Origin of the sequence: Burkholderia sp. BCC1640 (assembly GCF_902833125.1) — a bacterium.
Lineage (GTDB): Bacteria > Pseudomonadota > Gammaproteobacteria > Burkholderiales > Burkholderiaceae > Burkholderia > Burkholderia diffusa.
Window position 1 is genome coordinate 393,222 of the sequence record NZ_CADFEF010000001.1, and the last position, 20,217, is coordinate 413,438.

The 20,217-nt window shown below is 67.9% G+C and carries 20 protein-coding genes; 12 read left to right on the plus strand and 8 right to left on the minus strand.

The genetic code is table 11. From position 1 onward, the window contains the following. The first annotated feature begins 113 nt into the window (after positions 1–113). Positions 114–884, plus strand: coding sequence for an ABC transporter substrate-binding protein (locus HWX25_RS01810; protein WP_059601335.1), 771 nt, complete (start codon positions 114–116; stop codon positions 882–884). A gap of 271 nt (positions 885–1,155) precedes the next feature. After that, complete coding sequence (locus HWX25_RS01815; protein WP_175906714.1) at positions 1,156–2,718, plus strand: methyl-accepting chemotaxis protein; 1,563 nt, start codon at positions 1,156–1,158, stop codon at positions 2,716–2,718. A 107-nt stretch (positions 2,719–2,825) separates the two neighbouring features. Here the strand turns inward: HWX25_RS01815 and HWX25_RS01820 are convergent, their stop codons facing one another. From HWX25_RS01820 to HWX25_RS01845, 6 genes are all read right to left on the minus strand, one after another. Next, positions 2,826–3,209, minus strand: coding sequence for a hypothetical protein (locus HWX25_RS01820; protein WP_059531991.1), 384 nt, complete (start codon positions 3,207–3,209; stop codon positions 2,826–2,828). 131 nt (positions 3,210–3,340) lie between these two features. Then, a complete protein-coding gene (locus HWX25_RS01825) occupies positions 3,341–4,813 on the minus strand; it encodes an amidohydrolase family protein (RefSeq protein ID WP_175906715.1) in 1,473 nt (490 codons plus the stop codon). A gap of 103 nt (positions 4,814–4,916) precedes the next feature. Beyond that, positions 4,917–6,395, minus strand: coding sequence for a sodium:solute symporter (locus HWX25_RS01830; RefSeq protein WP_175906716.1), 1,479 nt, complete (start codon positions 6,393–6,395; stop codon positions 4,917–4,919). Beyond that, entirely contained in the window at positions 6,392–6,604 is a 213-nt protein-coding gene (locus tag HWX25_RS01835; protein ID WP_059690319.1) for a DUF3311 domain-containing protein, read from the minus strand. Before HWX25_RS01835 ends, HWX25_RS01830 begins: the two co-directional genes overlap by 4 nt. A 39-nt stretch (positions 6,605–6,643) precedes the next feature. After that, positions 6,644–7,732 (minus strand): porin, encoded by a 1,089-nt coding sequence (locus HWX25_RS01840; protein ID WP_175906886.1) that lies wholly within the window; start codon positions 7,730–7,732, stop codon positions 6,644–6,646. A 347-nt stretch (positions 7,733–8,079) separates the two neighbouring features. Then, entirely contained in the window at positions 8,080–8,979 is a 900-nt protein-coding gene (locus HWX25_RS01845; RefSeq protein WP_175906718.1) for an IclR family transcriptional regulator, read from the minus strand. A gap of 294 nt (positions 8,980–9,273) precedes the next feature. On the opposite strand from HWX25_RS01845, the gene HWX25_RS01850 reads away from it, so the two are divergent. Genes HWX25_RS01850 through HWX25_RS01880 form a run of 7 tightly spaced genes read left to right on the plus strand, consistent with a single transcriptional unit; the run spans position 9,274 to position 16,083 of the window. Beyond that, positions 9,274–10,356: an ABC transporter ATP-binding protein gene (locus tag HWX25_RS01850; RefSeq protein WP_059532006.1), complete on the plus strand. Its 1,083-nt coding sequence runs from the start codon at positions 9,274–9,276 to the stop codon at positions 10,354–10,356. After that, on the plus strand, positions 10,357–11,322 hold the full coding sequence (locus HWX25_RS01855) for an ABC transporter permease (RefSeq protein WP_175906720.1): 966 nt from the start codon (positions 10,357–10,359) through the stop codon (positions 11,320–11,322). Continuing rightward, positions 11,319–12,113 (plus strand): ABC transporter permease, encoded by a 795-nt coding sequence (locus HWX25_RS01860; RefSeq protein WP_175906722.1) that lies wholly within the window; start codon positions 11,319–11,321, stop codon positions 12,111–12,113. Before HWX25_RS01855 ends, HWX25_RS01860 begins: the two co-directional genes overlap by 4 nt. After that, a complete protein-coding gene (locus HWX25_RS01865) occupies positions 12,113–12,460 on the plus strand; it encodes a (2Fe-2S)-binding protein (RefSeq protein ID WP_059702776.1) in 348 nt (115 codons plus the stop codon). Before HWX25_RS01860 ends, HWX25_RS01865 begins: the two co-directional genes overlap by 1 nt. Beyond that, complete coding sequence (locus tag HWX25_RS01870; RefSeq protein WP_175906723.1) at positions 12,457–13,896, plus strand: NAD(P)/FAD-dependent oxidoreductase; 1,440 nt, start codon at positions 12,457–12,459, stop codon at positions 13,894–13,896. Before HWX25_RS01865 ends, HWX25_RS01870 begins: the two co-directional genes overlap by 4 nt. Beyond that, a complete protein-coding gene (locus tag HWX25_RS01875) occupies positions 13,889–15,040 on the plus strand; it encodes an FAD-binding oxidoreductase (RefSeq protein ID WP_175906724.1) in 1,152 nt (383 codons plus the stop codon). The genes HWX25_RS01870 and HWX25_RS01875 overlap by 8 nt, the downstream gene beginning before the upstream one ends. Further along, positions 15,037–16,083, plus strand: coding sequence for an ABC transporter substrate-binding protein (locus HWX25_RS01880; RefSeq protein ID WP_175906725.1), 1,047 nt, complete (start codon positions 15,037–15,039; stop codon positions 16,081–16,083). Before HWX25_RS01875 ends, HWX25_RS01880 begins: the two co-directional genes overlap by 4 nt. An 81-nt stretch (positions 16,084–16,164) precedes the next feature. Here the strand turns inward: HWX25_RS01880 and HWX25_RS01885 are convergent, their stop codons facing one another. Continuing rightward, positions 16,165–17,415, minus strand: a complete 1,251-nt coding sequence (locus HWX25_RS01885) for a YbfB/YjiJ family MFS transporter (RefSeq protein ID WP_175906726.1) — start codon at positions 17,413–17,415, stop codon at positions 16,165–16,167. Between the two features lie 188 nt (positions 17,416–17,603). After that, entirely contained in the window at positions 17,604–18,149 is a 546-nt protein-coding gene (locus tag HWX25_RS01890; protein ID WP_175906888.1) for an alpha/beta hydrolase, read from the minus strand. A gap of 117 nt (positions 18,150–18,266) precedes the next feature. Here HWX25_RS01890 and HWX25_RS01895 point away from each other — a divergent pair, with 117 nt between their 5' ends. The 3 genes from HWX25_RS01895 (at position 18,267) to HWX25_RS01900 (ending at position 20,216) form a co-directional block, all read left to right on the plus strand. Beyond that, positions 18,267–18,722 (plus strand): Lrp/AsnC family transcriptional regulator, encoded by a 456-nt coding sequence (locus HWX25_RS01895; RefSeq protein WP_175906727.1) that lies wholly within the window; start codon positions 18,267–18,269, stop codon positions 18,720–18,722. Between the two features lie 359 nt (positions 18,723–19,081). Further along, positions 19,082–19,204 (plus strand): hypothetical protein, encoded by a 123-nt coding sequence (locus HWX25_RS33685; protein ID WP_006752127.1) that lies wholly within the window; start codon positions 19,082–19,084, stop codon positions 19,202–19,204. 58 nt (positions 19,205–19,262) lie between these two features. After that, positions 19,263–20,216, plus strand: a complete 954-nt coding sequence (locus HWX25_RS01900) for a leucyl aminopeptidase (protein WP_175906728.1) — start codon at positions 19,263–19,265, stop codon at positions 20,214–20,216. Position 20,217: the final 1 nt, after the last annotated feature.

Here is a 20,217-nt window from a genome sequence, read left to right on the forward strand (position 1 = left end):
CGGCATCTTCCGGCGCTCGTCCAGCCGCCCGCGCATGGCCGGGCGCGGGCCGTCACGCCCACCGGCCGCATTCGCTTCACCGCACACGACATCAATCGATCATGGAGACAATCATGAAAAAACTCGTCATCGCCGTCGCGCTTGCGCTGACGGCAGGCGCCGCCGCCGCGAAAGACCCGGCCGTCCTGCGCCTCGGCGTCGATCCCAGCTACGCGCCGTTCGAATCGCTCGCGCCGGACGGCAAGCTCGTCGGCTTCGACATCGATCTCGGCAACGCGATCTGCGAACGCATGAAGGTGCGCTGCGTGTGGGTCGAGAACGCCTTCGACGGGATGATCCCCGCGCTGAAGGCGCGCAAGTTCGACGGCGTGCTGTCGTCGATGAGCGTGACCGAAAAGCGCCTCGCGCAGATCGCGTTCACCGACAAGATCAACAACGTGCCGCCGCGCCTCGTCGCGCGACGCGGCTCGAATCTGCAACCGACGGCCGGGTCGCTCGCGGGCAAGAGCGTCGGCGTCGAGCAGGGGTCGACGCAGGAAACCTATGCGCGCACGTACTGGGAACCGAAGGGCGTGATCGTGCGCACGTACCAGACGCAGGATCTCGTCTATCAGGATTTGATTGCGGGGCGCCTCGACGCGTCGCTGCAATCGTCTGTGCAGGCCGATCTCGGCTTCCTGAAGACGGCGAAGGGCGCGAACTTCGAATTCGCGGGGCCGCCGCTGCACGATCCGAAGACGCTCGGCGTCGGCTCCGCGATCGGCGTGCGCAAGGATGACGACGCGCTGCGCACGCAGATCAACCAGGCGCTCGCGAGCCTGATTCAGGACGGCACGTATCAGCGGATCGCGAAGAAGTATTTCTCGTTCGATATCTACAACTGACGGAAGCGAGCGGCCGCGGCCGGTGGCACATGCGTGCCTCGGCCGTCGGCACGCCGCTCACCACGGCAACGCATCCACCCTCCACCGCCGCCCTTCTGTCGCATTCGTTCAGATTCGCGTCGCGTGCGGATAAAACCGCCGCGCCACGCCTGCCGTTAACCCGTTCGCAACCCCGGCGCCCCGCATTTCGACGCGGCGCCCCTTCGTCGTTCGTGATCCGGAATCCACATCCGCCGTTGGCCGCCCGTCGGGCCGCCGGCAAGGGAACGTCATGCGAAAACTCACCATCCGCGGCGGACTCGTCGCGACCATCGCCGGCTATACGGCGCTGCTCGTGCTGGTCGTCGGCGCGTGCATCGCCGCCCTCTACGCGGGCAACAGCTCGCTCGAAGCGATGTACCGCGACGACACCGCGTCGCTGCTGCACCTGAAAACCAGCTCGGAGCGCATGCTCGTGCTGCGCGAACGCGTGAGCGACGTCGCGCAGATCATCAGTGCCGGCCAGCCCGCGAAGGCGGAAATCGCGCAACTCCACACGCTCCTCAAGCAGAGCGACGACGAACTGGACGCGTACACGCGCCTGCACACGCGCGACGCCGACGAGCAAACGCTGTTCGACACGCTGAGCAATCGCCGTCGCACGCTGCTCGACCAGGTGTTCCTGAAGGCGATGTCGCAACTCGACCACGACAACGCATTCGACTTCCTCGACACGCACCGCACCGCGCCGCCGGCACTCTTCACCGCCTACCAGGAAGCGATCGACGCGCTCGAATCGTTCCAGGTCGCACGCCAGAAGGCGCGCTACGACGCGGCCGGCGAGCGCTTCCACCGAATCGTGTGGGCCATGGCGGCGGTCGCGCTGTTCGCGTTGATCGTCGGCTTCCTGGCGCAGCGCGTGCTCGCGAAGGCGATCATCGCGCCGATCCATCTCGCCGTCGCGCATTTCGACAGGATTTCGAAAGGCGACCTGACCGGCACGGTCGTCATTCCCGGCGAAAACGAAATGGCATATCTGCTGAATGCGTTGAAGCGGATGCAGGACGGCCTCGTCGAAACCGTGAACCAGGTGCGCTCGAGCACGGAGACGATCGTCGGCGACGTCCGCACGATCGCGAGCGGCAACGTCGACCTGTCCGCGCGCACGGAGCAGCAGGCCGTGTCGCTGCAGCAGGCGGCGGCGAGCGTGGAGCAGCTGACGGCGACCGTGCGCCAGAACGCGGACAACGCGCGCGATGCGCGCACTTACGCGCAAGGCGCGGCCGGCATCGCGTCGAAAGGCGGCGACGCGATGCAGCGCGTCATCGAAACGATGTCGGCGATCTCGCACAGCTCCACGCGGATCTCCGGCATCGTCGGCGTGATCGAAAGCATCGCATTCCAGACGAACATCCTTGCGTTGAATGCCGCGGTCGAAGCAGCGCGCGCGGGCGAACAGGGGCGTGGCTTCGCCGTGGTGGCGACCGAGGTGCGCGGGCTCGCGCAGCGCTGCGCGTCGGCGGCGAAGGAAATTCGCGAACTCATCGGCCACTCGGCGCAGCGCGTCGAAGACGGCAGCGGCCTCGTCGCGCTCGCCGGCTCGGCGATGACCGAACTCGTCGCCGCGGTCGAGCGCGTGAACGCAATCATGGGCGAGACGAGCACCGCATTCGACGAGCAGTCGGCCGGCATCGAGCAGGTGAATGCCGCGGTCATCCAGATGGAGCAGACGATGCAGCGCAATGCGGCGCTGGTGGAAGAGGCGGCCGCCGCGGCGCTGTCGCTCGAGGATCAGAGCACGCGGCTGAGCGATGCCGTCGCGCAGTTCCGTCTTCGAGAGCCGGCGGTGGCGTGATGTGACCGGCCCGACCGGCGTCGGCCGCCCGGCACGGTACGACACCCGCGCCGCGGCCCGGTGTCGTTGCCGGTAAAAATGTGGATCGTGTCGCGGGCCGCTCGCGCCTAGGCCGCCCGTGCCAGCAGGTCCATCGCGAAGGACCTCGCGTGCGCGACGGCCTCCTGCGCGTCGGGGAATACGCCGAGCTGCTCCCAGCGCTCTTCGGCCGCGTACGTTCCTTTCACGGCGAGCGCCCGCTGCACGCGCAGCTGCGCGGCGAACCCGCCGTCCTCCAAAGCGCGCGCCGTCGCGACGACCTTGTGCGGGGGACTGGCTCGCTCCGGCTGATTCAACTCGACCGGACCGCCCGGCACGCCAGCACTCGTCAACTCGTTCCTGGCCTTGCAGTCCGGGCAGTAGAAACACCACCCCGCATCCTCGTGCTCGGGCTTGACCTGACCACGAGCCAGCACGGCGCGGCATTCAACGTTTTCGCAGATGAACGGCATAGCAGTCTCCGGAGTTGTTTGACGGAAATCCTAGCATGTCCGTCGGCGACGAAACCAGAAAAAAACCCGGCCCGAGCCGGCCCCGCCTCGCCGTCCTTGCACCGCGCAAACCACTGCCGCCGCGGCGTCGTTCAGTAGCGACTGCGCCCCCACAGCGTCGTCGGCTCGTCGAGCAGGTGCCGCAACCCGCTGCGCGCGATCATCGTCTCCGCCACCGTCGTCACACGTTCGAGAATCTCGTGCTCGTCGACCGACAATACGCGACGATCCTCCATCAGCACGCGGCCGCCGACCATCGTCATGCACACGTCGGCCGCATTCGCGAAACACGTCACGCGATACACGGGCATGTTCATCGGCATCATGTGCGGGCGGAACAGGTCGACGAGGATGACATCGGCGAGCTTGCCGGCTTCGAGCGAACCGATCTCGTGATCGAGCGACAGCGCCTTCGCCGCGTCGATCGTCACCATCTCCAGCACCTTGCCGTGCGGCAGCACGTCCGGGTCGCGGAAGTGGCGGCGATGGTAGTGCATGCACTGCCACATGTGACGGAACATGTCGTAGCCGCGATCGGGCGCCGCGCCGTCCGACGCGATCGCGACGGTCACGCCCGCATCGATCAGCTCGGGCACCGGGCAGCGGCCGATGATCGACATGATCGCGCTCGGGTTGTGGACGATCGCGGTGCCGGTTTCCACGCACGCGGCGATGTCGTCGTCGGTCAGGTCGATGCTGTGCGACATGAACGACGTCGGGCCGAGCAGCCCGAGTTCGCGATGCGCGAACGCGAGCGTGCCGGCGCGATGCCCGTCCTGCGTGAACGTCAGGCCGCGTTCGCGCGCCAATGCGCCGTAGCGCACCGCCTGGTCGCGGAAGTCGCGCTCGTACCGCGCGAGTTCGGGGTCGTGCTCGGGACCGTACACGGGCAGCGTCAGCGCGATCCGGATCCGGCCGTCGGCATCGCCGTGGCACGCGTCGACGATGCGCTCGCATACGTCGTACATCGTGTCGAAATCGACGTCGCGCGTCTCGCTGCCGTTCGGCGAATGGCGCGTGTATGCACGCGGCGCGGGCGGGCGCGACGGACCGACGGCCACGATCGAGCGCGTGCCGGTACGCACGACCGCATCGCAGTGGCGCCGCGCGTAGACGGGATCGTCGACGCGCATGATCGAGTTGCCGCCGCCGAGCAGCGACACGCCCGTCGTCACGCCGGCCTTCAGCCGCTCGAGCGCCGCGAGGTGCGATTCGGTTTCCCAGAACACCTCGTCCGACGCGTGCGTGTAGATCGTCTCGGCCGCGGCCGACCACGCATCGCCGTCCGCACCGCCGATCGTGCGCAGCATCGCGTGACCGGCGTGCGCATGCGAATCGATCAGGCCCGGCAGCACGGCCTTGCGGCGCGCGTCGATCGTGCGCGCGGCACGGAAACGCGCCTGCAACTCGACGGTGTCGCCAACGGCGACGATGCGATCGCCGTTCACGGCAACTGCGCCGTTCTCGATCACGCGCCGCTGCGGGTCCATCGTGATCACGCAGCCGTTCGCGATCAGCGTATCGATTGCTTCGCGCCGGTCGTCGGCCTTATCCTCGGTCTTCATCGCCTGGTGTCCTGTTGGAATGCGAAATAGTTAAGGGGCCGCCGAGCGGAACAACCGCCGGGCGGCTGCCCGGCGGCTCGACGGCGGCATGTCGGTCGTGACGTCACGCGGAGCGGACCGGCGCCGCCACGCGCGCCTTCAGCTTGCGCTGCGCCGCGCTGATCGCGATGAACACGACGGCGTTCGCGGCGAGCGCGACCAGCCCAGGGTTGATCGACGTCAGCGTGCTCGATGCGCCGGGGAACAGCGACGCGAGCGTCACGCCGTAGTAATTCGTCATCGCGATCACGATCGCGCCGGCGACGATCCCCGCGAACGCACCTTCCCGCGTGCCGAACGGCCGCTTCAGGAAGCTCGACGCAAGCATCGGCACGAGCTGGGTCAGCAGGCTCGACGAGAAGATCGCGAGCGTGACGAAGGTGGCGCCGCCGCGCAGCACGAAGTAGACGACGACCAGCGTGAAGATCGGCAACGCGATCCGCGCGACGCGCGTCACCTCGCGATCGGTCGCATTCGGCGCGAAGCCTTCGCGGTAGATGTTGCGCGCGATCGTCGTCGATGCATTCAGCATGATCAGCGAGCCCGGCACCAGCGCGGTCAGCAGGCCCGTGCCGCCGACGATGCCGACGAACCACGCGGGGAACGTCTGCTTCACGAGGCGCAGCAGCGCGAGGTCGGTCTGCGCACCTTCGAGCCCGTGCACGGTCATCACGGCCGCGAAGCCGACGAGGAACAGGAACGCGATCAGCACCTGGTACAGCGGCATCAGGATCACGTTGCGGCGCAGCGCGCGTTCGTCCTTCGCGACGTAGATCGCGGTGAAGCCATGCGGATACAGGTAATAGCCGAGCGACGTGAGCAGGATCGTCGAGTTGTACCAGCTCAGGTTGAAGCCGTGCTCCGGCATGCGCAGCAGTTCGGGATGCGCGGCATCGATCTTCGCGAACATCTCGCCGAGGCCGCCGTAATAGTGCATCGGCAGGTACAGGCCGAGGAAGATCGCGATCGCTAGGATCAGCACGTCCTTGAAGATCGCGATGCTCGCGGAGCCGTGAATGCCCGACACGACCATGTAGACCGCCATCAGCGACGCGGCGATCCAGATCGCGGCCGATTGCGGGATCAGCCCGTACGACATCTCCGACACGATCACGCCGAGGCCGCGCAGCTGGATCATCAGCAGCGACACCATCGCGAACACGGCCACCACCGACACCAGCACGCCGATCGCGCGGCTGTCGTACTTCGCCGCGAAGTAATCGGCGAACGACACGAGCCCGCGCTCCTTCGCGTAGCGCCACACCGCGGGCAGCATCCAGTAGCCGATCACGAACGCGAGGCAGCCGTACGACAGGATGTAGAACGCGGGCACGCCCTTGCTGTAGGTCCAGCCGCTCGCGCCGAGAAACGAGAACGTCGAGAACGCCTCGCCCGCCATCAGCAGAAACGTGAGCAGCGAGCCGAAGCCGCGCCCGCCGACCGCCCACTGTTCGAGCGTGAGCTTGCGGCCGCGCCGTGCCATCACGCCGATCGCGAGCGCGAACACGGCGAACGCCGCGATGATGAGGATCGATGCGTTCATCGCGCGTCTCCCGTGCGGCCGTCGCGGGCCGAGTCGCGCTCGTCGAGGTGGAACAGGATCGCGAGGATCGCGGCGGTCGCGGCCATCCAGATCAGGTTCCATACAAGCAGGAACGGCAGGCCGAACAGCAGCGGCCGCACCTCGGCGATCGAGCCGCCGGTGTACATCCCGACGAACGGCAACGCCGCCAGCAACAGTTTGAATTTCATTGATGTCTCCTCCGGAAGACGCGCGCACGCGTCAGGGCATCAGAACTTCTGGCGAATGCCGACCACCGCCGCCACCTGCGACGTCGTCGACGACGGGCCGTCGGTGCCGTCGATCCACGCGTGTCCAACACCCGACGACGCCTTCTGGTAGAAGCCGTTCACGTACACGTCGGTGCGCTTCGACAGCAGGTACTGAACGCCGGCCGACACCTGCTGGTAGTGACCACCGTCGCCGCCGCGCGCGACCTTCGTATACGTGTAGCCGGCCGCGGCCATCAACGCGGGCGTGATCAGGTAGCGCACGCTGCCTTCGTAATTGCTGAAGCGCAGCGCGCCGCCCGTTGCCTGGCCGAAGTTCGAGCCCGTGTACAGCAGCCCGAGCGTCGCCTGCCCGATCGCATAGCTGCCGCCCGCGCCCCAGATCTGCTGGCGCACCGCGTTCCCGAGGCTCGCACCGAACACGGATGCCGACGACGAATAGTAGTTATCCGAAGCAACTGCGCCGCTCGTGCTGACCGCCGGATGGTTCACGCGCGCATACGCGGCGCCCGCGTTGAGCGGCCCGTTCACATACGTGACGCCCGCGCTCCACGTGTTGTCGTTCGAGAAGCCGGTCGAGTTCGAGAAGCCGTATACGAGGTTCGCCTGCAGGCCCGCGATCGTCGGCGACACGTACTTGACCGCATTGTTGGTGCGGAACGTGTTGTTGATGTCGTCGTTGTCGAACGGATGCGTCGAGTACTGCGCGAGGAAGCTGCTCATTTGCAGCGAGCCGAGGATGTCCTGCGTCGAGTTGTACTGGCGGCCAAGCGTCACCGCCCCCCAGCTCGCGCCGCTCAGGCCGACCCATGCCGAGCGGCCGAACATCCGACCGCCCTGCCCGAGCGCGCCGTTCGCGACGTTGAAGCCGTTCTCGAGCCGGAAGTTCGCTTTCAGGCCGCCGCCGAGATCCTCGGTGCCGATCAAGCCCCAGCGCGGGCCCGATTCGTTGCCGCCCGTGAACTGCCACAGCGCATGGCCCTTCGCGTTGTTCGTATAGGTCACGCCTGCGTCGACGATCCCGTACAGCGTCACCGTCGACTGCGCGTGCGCGGCGCCGGCGAACATCATCGCAATGGCCGCACTCATGCACGCGACGCCCGTGTTCCTGCCCATCGTTCGCACCATCTCCGTCATCTCCTCTCCAAACCGTCTTGTCGATGTTGTGTTGTGTTTTCTCGATGCTGGCCATACGCGCCGGTCGGCTTGTATAGACAGTGGCTGGATGGTATCCAGCCGCAATCACATCAAGAAATGAAATGTTCAACTGGCCGGCAGTTGAAAATCGAATGGAGACGAATGAAGCGGGGACGAGCGGGGAAAGCGGCCATCCGCAAGCAAACGGAAAGCCTCGAGGCCCGCGTGACGCGGTGCACTTTGCTCAGACGTGAATGGCGCGCGTAAGCAAGCCGACGAAACGGCGACGCGCGATGCGGCTACGCGGTTTTCCCGGATAGCCCGTGCATCGGCCGCCGCAGTGCGGCGTCGAACGGGTTCGTGCGCGGGCCGATCGCGTCAGCCTGGCGCCTGAGCAGTTCGACGACCATCGGCATCCGGTCGTCGCCGAGACGCGACGCCAGCGTGCCGACGCTCAGCGCGCCGACGGGATAACCGGTGCGGTCGAGGATCGGCACCGCGACGCCGGCCATCCCGTCGAGCACGCCGCTGTTGCGTCCTGCATAGCCGAGCTGGCGCACGCGTTCGATCTCGGTGCGCAGATACACCTCGTCGAGCACGCCGTAGCCGCGAATGCGCGGCACGTTGAAGCGGATCACCTCTTCGCGCTCGGCTTCCGGCAGGAACGCGAGGATCGCGAGGCTGCCCTGCCCGACGCCGAGCGCGATGCGCCCGCCGATGTCGCCGGTAAACGAGCGGATCGGGAACGGCCCTTCGCAAAGATCGAGACACACCGCGTCGAAGCCGCTCTTCACGAGCAGGAAGATCGTCTCGCCGAGACTCGCGCACAGCCGCAGCAGCGCGGGCCGGCACAGCGTACGCATGCTGCTCGGGTTGCCGGCCAGCGCCGCAAGCGCGAAGAAGTCGACGCTCAACCGGTACAGCTTCGACTGCTCGTCCTGCTCGACCATCCCTTCGGCGATCAGCGATTGCAGGATCCGGTGCGCGGTGCCCTGCGTCAGGCCGACGGCCTTCGCGAGGTGCGTGACGCGCACGCCGTCCTGCTGCATGCCGGCCAGTGCGCGCAGGATCGCGAACGCGCGCTGCAGCATGCCGGTGCCCGGCGTGGCGGCGGCATCGGCCGCATCGTCGGCGGCGTCCTCGTCCGGGGCCGGCACGCTTGCGGCACGCGACGTTCCGCGCGAATGAGGTTCCTGCATGCGAGTTCTCCTCGATGATTTCAGTGAACGGAATACACCAGCCGCCATTGTCGTGCCGCCGAAATGCGTCGGGCATCCGGGTGTGCACGGGATTGACGCGCGCTTTTCATCGCCTCGCCCGCCTTCACTCAACGGAACGATTTTCCGGGGATGCTCCAAACCATTCCGATCAACGGAATTTTTCAGAAATTCATCCCGCTGAGCAGAATTCGAAATTGACGCTCCCAAATATGGCTGGCTAGAGTCCGCGTCAATGACGCACCGGCCATCCGGTGTGCGAACCCGGAGTTCCCCATGTCGTTTCTCACGCTTACGGATCTGACGAAATCGTTCGGCGAGCTCACGGCCGTCGCCGACGTCAACCTGTCGGTCGAACAAGGCGAATTCGTGTCGCTGCTCGGGCCGTCGGGCTGCGGCAAGACCACGACGCTGCAGATGATCGCCGGCTTCGTCGACGTCACGCGCGGCCGCATCGCGCTCGACGGCCAGGACATCACGCACATGAAGCCGAACCGCCGCGGGCTCGGCATCGTGTTCCAGAGCTATGCGCTGTTTCCGCACATGAGCGTCGCGGAGAACGTTGGCTTCGGCCTCGACATGCGCGGCGTCGACAAGGCGGAGCGCGCCGAGCGCATCCGTGCGGCGCTCGCGCTCGTGCGTCTCGATGCGCTCGCGCACCGCTTTCCGCGCGAGCTGTCCGGCGGCCAGCGTCAGCGTGTCGCGATCGCACGTGCGGTCGTGATCGAACCGCCGGTGCTGCTGCTCGACGAGCCGATGTCGAACCTCGACGCGAAGCTGCGTGAGGAGATGCAGTTCGAACTGCGCGCGATCCAGCGCAAGATCGGCACGACGACGATCATGGTCACGCACGATCAATCGGAAGCGCTGTCGATCAGCGATCGCGTGGTCGTGATGGAAGCCGGCCGCATCACGCAGACCGACACGCCATACCGCGCGTACGAACGCCCGGAGAACCACTTCGTGTCGCAGTTCATCGGCAAGGCGAACCTGCTGCCCGGCACCATCGTCGCGCACGACGGCGACGCGATCCGCATCGACCTCGGCCACGATCTCGCGGAGACGGGCCGCACCGCGCACCTGCCGGCGCGCGAGCGCGACGTGCGCATCGGCGACGCCGTATCGGTGTGCATCCGTCCTGAAAAACTGCGCCTGTGCGCGCCGGGCGCGGGCCGCTTCGCCGCGACCGTCACGAGCCGCTTCTTCCTCGGCAGCCAGTGGCTGTACCGCGTCGACAGCGCGCTCGGCGAAGTGCTCGTCTGCTGTCAGAACGAAGGCGCGGAGCCGCTCGCGGAAGGTGCGCCGGTCGGCGTCGACTGGCACAGCGACGCGGTGCGCGTGATGCGGCGGGAGGCCTGAATGGGACAGCCTGCCCGACCGCTCCCGACCGACGGCGCGCCGGCCGCGCGCGCGCAATCGGCCGTGCCGCCACGCGCCGCCGACGGCCGCACGTTGCGCGCGTCGTGGCGCGCCCATGCGCCGCTGTGGCTGATGTGCACGCCCGCGTTCCTGCTCTTCGCCGCGCTCGTGCTCGTGCCGCTCGCGATGACCTTCGCGCTCACGTTCTACCGCTACGACCCGGCCACGGGCCCGATCGCCGCGTTCCAGTTCGGCAACTACGCGGAAGTGCTCGGCTCGTCGTACTTCCACACGATCTTCGCGCGCACGTTCGGCATCGCCGCGCTGACCACCGCGATCTGCGTCGCGATCGGCACGCCGGAAGCGTACGTGCTGTCGAAAATGCGCGACCCGTGGCGCTCGCTGTTCCTGCTCGTCATCCTTGCGCCGCTGCTCGTGTCGGTCGTCGTGCGCGCGTTCGGCTGGAGCATGCTGCTCAACACGAGCGGGCTCGTGAACCAGGCGCTCGGGCTCGTCGGTCTCGGGCCGTACAAGCTCGAATACACGACGTTCGCGATCGTGATCGCGCTGGTGCACGTGATGCTGCCGTTCATGGTGATCCCCGTGTGGACCGCGCTGCAGCGGCTCGATCCGCAGACCGAGCACGCGGCGCTGTCGCTCGGCGCGTCGCCGTTCACGACGCTGCGCCGCATCGTGGTGCCGCAACTGATGCCGGGCGTGCTGTCCGGCAGCCTGATGGTGTTCGGGCTGTCGGCGAGCGCGTTCGCGATTCCGGGCCTGCTCGGCGGACGCCGGTTGAAGGTCGCGGCAACCGCCGTCTACGACGAATTCCTCGGCTCGCTGAACTGGCCGCTCGGCGCGACGATCGCGGTGCTGCTGCTGGTCGCGAACCTCGTCGTGATGCTCACCTACTACCGCGTGCTCGAACGCCGCTATGCGCGCAGCCTCGGAGGCGCTTCCCGATGAGAAAGAACGGCCCCTTCGCCCTGGCGTTCCACACGCTCGTGATCCTGTTCGTGCTCGCACCGCTCGTGATCGTCGTGCTCGTCGCGTTCACGCCCGACGAAACGCTGACGCTGCCGACGCATGGCCTGTCGCTGCGCTGGTTCCGCGCGATCCTCGACTATCCGGACTTCGTCAGCGCATTCGCCAACAGCGTGAAGCTCGCATTCGCGTCGGCGACGCTGTCGCTCGCGATCGCATTGCCCGCCGGGCTCGCGATCGGCCGCGCGGCGTTTCCCGGCCGCGCGTTCCTGAACGGCCTGCTGCTGTCGCCGCTCGTGATCCCCGGCCTCGTGCTCGGCATCGCGCTGCTGCGGTTCTTCGCGCTGATCGGCGCGACCGGCTCGTTCGCGTGGCTGGTGCTCGCGCACATGATCGTCATCACGCCGTTCGTGATGCGGCTCGTGCTCGCGTCCGTCGCGGGCCTCGACCGCAGCATCGAACAGGCCGCATGCTCGCTCGGCGCCGATCCGTGGACGACGTTCCGCCGCATCACGCTGCCGATGATCGTGCCCGGCATCACCGGCGGCTGGCTGCTCGCGTTCATCAACAGCTTCGACGAACTGACGATGTCGATCTTCGTCACGTCCCCGCAGACGGTCACGCTGCCGGTGCGCATGTACATGTACGCGACCGAATCGATCGATCCGATGATGGCGTCGGTATCGGCGCTCGTCATCTTCATCACCGCCGGCGCGATGCTGCTGCTCGATCGCGTGTACGGCCTGAACCGCATCCTGATCGGCCAACATTGATGACGACTTCCGTTTCCCGTTCCACCGGCATCGCGGACGACGGCGCGCAGTTCGTGCGCGTCGCCGAACGCGAGCGCGCCGCCGTCGCGTTCACGCTCGACGGTCGCCCCGCGCACGCGCTCGCCGGCGACACCGTGCTCACCGCGATCCTCGTCGCGCAGCGCCGCGTGCGCGTGAGCGAATTCAGCGGCAAGCCGCGCGCGGGCTTCTGCCTGATCGGCGCGTGCCAGGACTGCTGGGTGCGCACCGAGGCCGGCGCACGCGTGCGCGCATGCTCGACGCCGATCGTCGACGGCATGCGGATTCTCACCGGCGCGCAGCCCGCCGCAGCCGGAGAGGCATCATGAACGACGCATTGCGACCGGTGATCGTCGGCGCGGGGCCGGCCGGCGTACGCGCGGCCGAGGCGCTGGTCGACGCGGGGTTGCGCCCCGTCGTGATGGACGAGAACGCGCGCTGGGGCGGGCAGATCTATCGTCAGCCGCCGGCCGACGGCGCGTTCGCGCGCGGCAAGCGCGTGCTGTACGGCTTCGAGGCCGCGAAGGCCGATGCCGTGCACCGGACCATGGCCGCGCTGCTGCCGCACGTCGATTACCGGCCGAACACGCTCGCGTGGGCGTGCGACGCGGGCCGCGTCGACACGCTGCAGGACGGCCGCGAGACGACCGTGCCGTTCTCGCACCTGATCGTCGCGAGCGGTGCGACCGATCGCATGCTGCCAGTGCCGGGATGGACGCTCGCCGGCGTCTACACGCTCGGCGGCGCGCAGGTCGCGCTGAAGGCGCAGGGCTGCGCGATCGGCAGCCGCATCGTGTTCGCGGGCACGGGACCCTTGCTGTATCTCGTCGCCTATCAATACGCGAAGGCCGGCGCGCAGGTCGCGGCGGTGCTCGACACGAGCCCGCTGCGCCAGCAAGCAGCCGCGACACCGGCCCTGCTGCGCATGCCGTCCACCTTCGCGAAGGGGCTGTACTACATCGGCTGGCTGCGCGCGCACGGCGTCGCGATCGAAACGGGCGTCACGCTCGAGCGCGTGCTCGGCGAGCAGTACGTGACGGGAATCGCATGGCGCGCAGCCGGCGGCGACGCGCCGCCGCGGATGCTCGACTGCGACGCGCTCGGCCTCGGCTTCGGGCTGCGTTCGGAAACGCAGCTCGCGGATCTCGCCGGCTGCCGGTTCCGTTTCGATCCGCTCAACCGCGCATGGCTGCCCGAACGCGACGCGGCCGGCCGCACATCGGTGCGCGGCATCTACGTCGCGGGCGACGGTGCCGGCATCGCAGGCGCCGACGCGGCCGAGGCGTCCGGGCGACGCGCGGCGCTGGCGCTACTCGACGATGCGGGCATCGAAACGCCGTCGCCCGCGCGTTCCGGCAAACCCGATGCGGCGATGCTGGAACGCAGGCTCGCCCGGCTCGGCGCGTTCCGCGCGGGCCTCGAAGCCGCATTCGCGCCGCCCGCCGCACTCGCCGCACGGTGCCCCGACGACACGATCGTGTGCCGCTGCGAGGAAATCGACGCGGGTATGCTGCGACGCTGCATTCGCGGCGGCGAAGCGACCGAGATGAATCGGTTGAAGGCGCTGACACGCGCGGGAATGGGCCGCTGCCAGGGCCGCATGTGCGGCGACGCGACCGCGCTCGTGCTCGCCGCCGAAACCGGCCGCTCGCTCGCGGATGTCGGCAGGTTGCGCGCGCAACCACCTGTGAAGCCGTTTCCGATTTCCGCCGCCCTCGCGGGCGACGAAGTCGCGGCGATTCCCGACGAGGCGCGCGATGAGTGAACTTCGCCACTACGACGTCGCGATCGTCGGCGGCGGGCTCGTCGGTGCATCGGCCGCGCTGGCGCTGACGCGGCGCGGCTTGCGCGTTGCCCTGTTCGAACGCCGCGACTGCGGCGCGCAGGCGAGCGGCGTGAACTACGGCGGCGTGCGCTGCCAGGGCCGCCCGGCCGAACAGCTGCCGCTCGCGCTGCGTGCGCGGCGCATCTGGGATCGCCTGCCCGAGCTGATCGGCATCGACGGCGAATTCGTCGTGTCGGGCCACTTACGGCTCGCGCGCAGCGACGCCGATCTCGATGCACTCGATGCCTACGCGGCGCTCGCCGGCGAGCACGGCCTGCCGCTGCAGGTGATGCGCGGCGACGCGTTCCGTCGCCGCTATCCGTGGCTCGGCCGCGCGGCGGTCGGCGGCTCGCTGTGCGCGACCGACGGACATGCGAACCCGCGCGTCGTGTCGCCCGCGTTCGCGCGCGCAGCCCGCGCGGCAGGCGCCGACGTATTCGAGCACACGCCGGTCGACGAGGTCCGGCACGACGGCACGCGCTTTCACGTTCATGCCGGCGACCGCACATGCGCCGCGACGTGGCTGATCAACTCGGCCGGCGCATGGGCGAACACGATCGCCGAACGCTTCGGCGAAGCCGTGCCGATGGAGCCGATCTACCCGAACATGTGGGTGACCGAACCGCTGCCGCCGTTCATCACGCACAATCTCGGCGTGTACGGAGGCGGCGTGTATGCGCGGCAGGTCGCGCGCGGCAACTGCGTGATCGGCGGCGGGCGCGGCCGCGGCGACGGCGAATTCGGCCAGCCGTCGGTCGATACGACACGCGCGGTGATGCGCGATGCGTGCGCACTGCTGCCCGCGTTGCGCGACGCGCTGCTGATCCGCACGTGGAGCGGCGTCGAAGGCTGCACGCCCGACCACAACCCGATCATCGGCGCGAGCCGCACCACGCCGAACCTGCTGCATGCGTTCGGTTTTTCCGGCGGCGGTTTCCTGCTCGCGCCGGGCGTCGGCGAGGTGCTCGCCGATCTCGTCACGACGGGCGAAACCGCCACGCCACTCGATGCATTCTCGATCGGCCGCTTCTTCCCCCAAGCCGCGCCGACCGCCCCTTTCCGTCAAGAGGAGACCCAACGATGAAACTGCTCGGAACGATCGCGGCGGCTGCCGCCCTCTGCATTGCAGGCGCCAGCGCGCCCGCGTGCGCGCAAACGAAGACGATCTACGTCGGCATGAACGGCGGGCCGATGGAGAAGGCCTATACGAGCCAGGTGCTGCCCGACTTCGAGAAAGCGAACAACGTGAAGGTCGTCGTCGTGCCCGGCACGTCGTCGGACGTGCTCGCGAAGCTGCTCGCGAACCGCAACAAGCCGCAGATCCACGTCGCGTTTCTCGACGACGGCGTGATGGCGCGCGCGGTCAGCCTCGGCGTATGCCAGAAGCTCGACGATTCGCCGGTGCTCAAGGAGCTGTATCCGTTCGCGCGGATGAAGGACGACGTCGGCGCGGGCGTGCAGCTCGGGATGACCGGCATCGCGTACAACAAGAAACTGTTCGCGGAAAAAGGCTGGGCGCCGCCGACGTCGTGGATGGATTTTGCCGATCCGAAATACAAGGGCAAGGTCGTGTTCCAGTCCGCGTCGAGCAGCACGTTCGGGCTGCACGGATTTCTCGCGATCAACCGGCTGCTCGGCGGCAGCGAACAGAACGTCGAGCCCGGCTTCAGCAAGTGGGCGAGCACGGTCGGGCCGAACGTCGTCGAGTACATCCCGAACTCGGCGAAGATCTCCGAGATGGTGCAGACCGGCGAAGCCGGCCTGTTCCCGCTGACGCCGACCGGCGTCGGCGATCTGCAGGACAAGGGCATTCCGGTCGCGTATGCGAACCCGAAGGAAGGCCCGGTGCTGCTGCTCGTCGACCTGTGCGTGGTCGCGAACAACCCGGATCCGCAACTGGCCCAGAAGCTCGCGCAGTTCCTTCTGTCCGCGCCCGCGCAGATGAAGGCGGCCGAGGCCGGCAAGCAGATCCCGACCAACCGCCTCGCGAAGATGCCCGCCGCGATGCAGCAAAGCCTCGGCAGCGTCGACGACCTGGTGCGCAAGGTGACGGTGGTCGACTGGACGGCGATCAACGCACGCCGCGCGCAGTGGGACACGCGCTGGAACCGGCAGATCGAGCGGTAACGGGCGCCGGCGCGCGCCGCGACCATCATGTGCGGGAGTGATGACACTCCCTATTTTCTGCGGATGTGACCGGGGCGGCGGCTACGCCGACGCCCGCAACGCGCGCTGTCCGGCCGCGAGCGCCGCGCCCGCGAACAGCGTCAGCGCCGAATACACGAGCCCGCGCGCGAGCCCGGCGCTGTCGGATACCCAGCCGATCGCGACGGGCCCGGCGATCTGCCCGAACGCGAAGATCGTCGTGAACGCGCTGATGCCCTTCGCCCAGCCTTCCGGCGGCAGGTTGTGGCGCACGAACGCGGTCGTCGACGCGACCGCCGACAGGAACGTCGCGCCGAACAGCACGCCCGACGCGAACGCGGCCGCCGGATGCACGAACAGCGCCGGCATCAGCGTAGCGACGCCGAGCAACGCATTGAGCACGGCCAGCGCCTGGCCGCCGCGCATCCGGTCGAGCAGCCCCGACCACAACCGCGCCGACACGACGGTCGCGACGCCGAGCATCACGTAGAACGCGGACACGACCGTGCTGCTCATCCCCGCACCGCGCAGCAGCGCGACGATGAACGTCATGTAGCCGATGTAGCCGACGCCGAACAGTCCGTAGCCCGCGAGCGCGAGCGCGAAGCGCGCGGGGCTCGCGGTGGCCGCCGGCGCGGCGCCGTCGCGTCGCACGGCCGGTGCCGCGTGCACCTGCTCGATGCGACGCGCCGCCGCCACGGCGACAGCCGAGAACAGCACGCACGCGACCGCGAGCGCGAACCACGCCGGTTGCCAGCCGTGCGTGCGATGCACGAGCGTCGCGGGCACGAGCAGCGACGACGCGACGATGCCCCACCCCGTGCCGCCGTAATAGAGCCCGAGTAGCAGCCCCGCATCGCGCGGCGACGCGGACGCAAGCCGCGCGGCCAGCACGCCGCCGCTGATGAAGATCAGCGCACTGCCGACGCCCGTTGCGAGCCGCTCGACGAGCAGCGCGTTCATGCCGGACGTGAACCCGCATGCGGCCATCAGCACCACGGTCAGCGCGCAGCCGGCCGCCAGCAGCGTGCCGGTGCGCCAGCGCCGCGACAGCAACGGGAAGATGAGCGCGCCGATCAGGTAGCCGGCCGCGTTCGCCGTGTTCAACGCGCCGGCCTGCGCGAAGCTCCAGCCGAGATCAGATTTCATCGGCGGAAGCAGCAATGCATATGAGAAGCGCGCGAGGCCGAGCGCGATCGCACTGCCGAGCGACAGGCAGATCGCGAGCCGCCAGGCGGCCATCCGGTCGGGTTCGGTGGCGCCTGCGTCCGGCCGTGCTCGGCCGGCGTGCTCCGGTTGCGGCGCTGCGCGCATCGCGGTGTCTCCATCGTGGTTCGAGGCCGGTACGGGCCTGAGGCGCCCGACGTCAGTGCGGCGTGGCGTCGTGTTGTCGCTGCGGCATCCGTGTCGTGGCGGGCGCCGATCCCGACTGCCGAGACCGGTGCGACGATCGGCCGATGATACTTGACCCGCCGCGAGCCCGGCATCCGTTACGCGATCCGTTACGCGCCCAGTCCGGCGGCAAAGGCCGTGAAGAGCGCGCGCCCCTCGTCCCACTCCGCCAACCCGGCGGCCGCGTTCAAATGGCCGCGCGCGCCGAGCGTCAACGGCTTCGCGCCGCGCGCCGCCGCCCAGGCAATCGCTCGCCCGGACGGATCGTAGGGATCGTCGGTACTCGCGATCGCCACCACCGGCCGGTCGCCGAAATTTCCGCCGGGCACGCGCGCGAACGCCTGTGCGGCGACCGGAAAACGCGGGCCGTCCGGATCGGGCACCGCGACGAGAAACGCCCCGTGCACCGGGCGCGTCGCGACGGCACGCCAATGCGCGAACAACAGACACCCGAGGGAATGGCAAACCACGACCGGTGGCGTCAGGGCATCGGCGACGGCCGCGTCGAGCGCCGCGATCCAGTCGATCACGTCGGGCGCATCCCACGACGCCGGCGCGATGCGCGTGGCGCGCGGCAGCGCGGTCTCCCAATGGGTCTGCCAGTGATCGGCGCCCGAGTTGCCGATCCCCGGCACGATGACGATGCTTCGATCCATTCCCGCCTCCATGAACATGAGTGCGCCCAGTCTGACCCGCCGGACTTCCACGCGGAATGGCAAGTCATCGGATATTGAGACAGAATCCCGATGAATTAACGGAACAGGAATGCAGAGATGCCCGACGGAGAACTGGATCGCCTGGATATTTCGATCATCGAAGCGCTGCAGGAGAATGCGCGCATGCCGTTGTCCGAAGTCGGCCGGCGCATCGGCCTGTCACAGCCGGCGACGTCCGAGCGCGTCAAGCGCCTGGAGGAACGCGGCATCATTGCCGGTTACACCGCGCGGATCGATCCGGCCGCGCTTGGGTTGGGGATGATGGCCATTATCCGGCTGAGGACGACGCACGAGCAGATCAAACCCGCGTTGAGTGCGTTCGCCGGGATGCCGCATGTGATCGAGGTTCACCGGATGACCGGAGAGGATTGTTTCCTGTTGAAGGTGCTCGTGCCGACGCCCGGCCAGCTCGAAACCATCGTCGACGCGATCGCCCGCTTCGGCGCGGTCACGACGTCGCTGGTGCTCCGCTCGGAGCCGGTCAAACCGCTCGGCAAGGCACTGCTGGGTTGAAGCGGCAACGATCCGGTGGCGCACGCATCGTTAGCGAGTGACGAAAATCGAAACGATCGCCGCAATTGAATTCCTGATTCAAAAAATCAAATTAGCGGATTAGCCGATCACGTCCTCGGTATTGAGAAAAATCCACCGCCTTCACGATCCGATTCATTCGCCTTCATCGCGAGATATCCCGCAAACCCGCTTGTTTAGCACGTCACAGCTAAAAACATCGCAATGCATTGCATTCGCTAAATCGTCAGACTAATATCGACGCCACTCTTCCGGTATTCAAAAAATTCCGGACGAGTGGCGGTCATCCATTTACCGCGCTTTCATGTTGAATCGCTCATGTTCACCACAGGAGAATTGACATGCAGGAAACCCGGCAGATCGAATTGCTTGACTGGATGCAGGAAGACACGCACCCCGAGGCCGTCGATATGATGGTCGAGGATGCCGTGGTGCCGTTCGGCACCGCGCTCTGGCCGGTCTGAGCGGCCAGCCCGTTCCCGCGGAAGGGCCACGGCCCTTCCGCCGCTTCCGGAGACACGCATGCTGAACCTGCACCGCGCGCTCGGCTGTCACCCGGCGCTGCGCGACAAGCTCGCACGCGGCGAAACGGGCAAACTGCTGGTCGGCTACGACACCCGCAATCGCGACATCGCGTTGCGCGCGTTTTCCGCCCTGCCCGACTCGCTCGACGCGACGACCCTCTGCCTCGAAACCACCCCGCCCGCCGACATCGCCGCCGCGCTCGCGCACGCGGATCTGTTCGTGCTGCTGTACGACTCGTCATGCCTGCCGACACCGTCGCCGAGCGGCCCGCCGTTCCTGGCCGCGATCCGTCCCGCGATCGTCGAGCACTGGAGCAAGTCGGTATTGTTCAAGGATTACGGCCCGCATCTCGACGAAGCGTTCGCCGAATCGCTCGACGACATCGCCGCGCGCAACGGCCGGCTGATCGAAGCGGCCGCGCGCGCATCGCGGATCCACTTCATCGACGAAGCCGGAAACACGCTGACCGGCTCGCTTTCACCGGACCAGAAATGGACGAGCGTGGACGGGATGGGCAATCTCGACGTCGTGCCCGGCGAAATCGCGACGCACGTCACCGACCTGCATGGCTCGATCATATTCAGCGGCACGTTCCTCGGCACCGTGCCGTTCGCGATCAAGTACCGCGTGACGGAGCGGCTCGCGACGCTGCACGTCGAAGACAGCCTGATCGTCGATTTCGACAGCGACGACGCGGGCTTCCGGCGCGACTTCGCGTCGTACCTCGACCGGCATGACAATCACCGGCGCATCGAGGAATTCGGCATCGGCACGAACCTGGGCATCCGCACGCTGTACGGCCGCAACGCCGGGTTCGAGGAGCGCCATCCGGGGCTGCATCTCGGCCTCGGCGGCGGCGCGAACGGCAGCCACCACCTCGACCTGATCTTCGCGCGCGGCACGCTCGCGTTCGACGAGCGGATCGTGTTCGACGGCGCGTTCGCCGTCTGAC

Coding starts and splice junctions, on each gene's coding strand:
- HWX25_RS01875 (WP_175906724.1), top strand. CDS start 13,889: ATGAGTGAACTTCGCCACTACGACGTCGCGATCGTCGGCGGCGGGCTC.
- HWX25_RS01885 (WP_175906726.1), bottom strand. CDS start 17,415: ATGCGCGCAGCGCCGCAACCGGAGCACGCCGGCCGAGCACGGCCGGAC.
- HWX25_RS01850 (WP_059532006.1), top strand. CDS start 9,274: ATGTCGTTTCTCACGCTTACGGATCTGACGAAATCGTTCGGCGAGCTC.
- HWX25_RS33685 (WP_006752127.1), top strand. CDS start 19,082: ATGCAGGAAACCCGGCAGATCGAATTGCTTGACTGGATGCAGGAAGAC.
- HWX25_RS01865 (WP_059702776.1), top strand. CDS start 12,113: ATGACGACTTCCGTTTCCCGTTCCACCGGCATCGCGGACGACGGCGCG.
- HWX25_RS01870 (WP_175906723.1), top strand. CDS start 12,457: ATGAACGACGCATTGCGACCGGTGATCGTCGGCGCGGGGCCGGCCGGC.
- HWX25_RS01815 (WP_175906714.1), top strand. CDS start 1,156: ATGCGAAAACTCACCATCCGCGGCGGACTCGTCGCGACCATCGCCGGC.
- HWX25_RS01855 (WP_175906720.1), top strand. CDS start 10,357: ATGGGACAGCCTGCCCGACCGCTCCCGACCGACGGCGCGCCGGCCGCG.
- HWX25_RS01900 (WP_175906728.1), top strand. CDS start 19,263: ATGCTGAACCTGCACCGCGCGCTCGGCTGTCACCCGGCGCTGCGCGAC.
- HWX25_RS01860 (WP_175906722.1), top strand. CDS start 11,319: ATGAGAAAGAACGGCCCCTTCGCCCTGGCGTTCCACACGCTCGTGATC.
- HWX25_RS01810 (WP_059601335.1), top strand. CDS start 114: ATGAAAAAACTCGTCATCGCCGTCGCGCTTGCGCTGACGGCAGGCGCC.
- HWX25_RS01895 (WP_175906727.1), top strand. CDS start 18,267: ATGCCCGACGGAGAACTGGATCGCCTGGATATTTCGATCATCGAAGCG.
- HWX25_RS01835 (WP_059690319.1), bottom strand. CDS start 6,604: ATGAAATTCAAACTGTTGCTGGCGGCGTTGCCGTTCGTCGGGATGTAC.
- HWX25_RS01825 (WP_175906715.1), bottom strand. CDS start 4,813: ATGAAGACCGAGGATAAGGCCGACGACCGGCGCGAAGCAATCGATACG.
- HWX25_RS01845 (WP_175906718.1), bottom strand. CDS start 8,979: ATGCAGGAACCTCATTCGCGCGGAACGTCGCGTGCCGCAAGCGTGCCG.
- HWX25_RS01840 (WP_175906886.1), bottom strand. CDS start 7,732: ATGAGTGCGGCCATTGCGATGATGTTCGCCGGCGCCGCGCACGCGCAG.
- HWX25_RS01890 (WP_175906888.1), bottom strand. CDS start 18,149: ATGGATCGAAGCATCGTCATCGTGCCGGGGATCGGCAACTCGGGCGCC.
- HWX25_RS01880 (WP_175906725.1), top strand. CDS start 15,037: ATGAAACTGCTCGGAACGATCGCGGCGGCTGCCGCCCTCTGCATTGCA.
- HWX25_RS01820 (WP_059531991.1), bottom strand. CDS start 3,209: ATGCCGTTCATCTGCGAAAACGTTGAATGCCGCGCCGTGCTGGCTCGT.
- HWX25_RS01830 (WP_175906716.1), bottom strand. CDS start 6,395: ATGAACGCATCGATCCTCATCATCGCGGCGTTCGCCGTGTTCGCGCTC.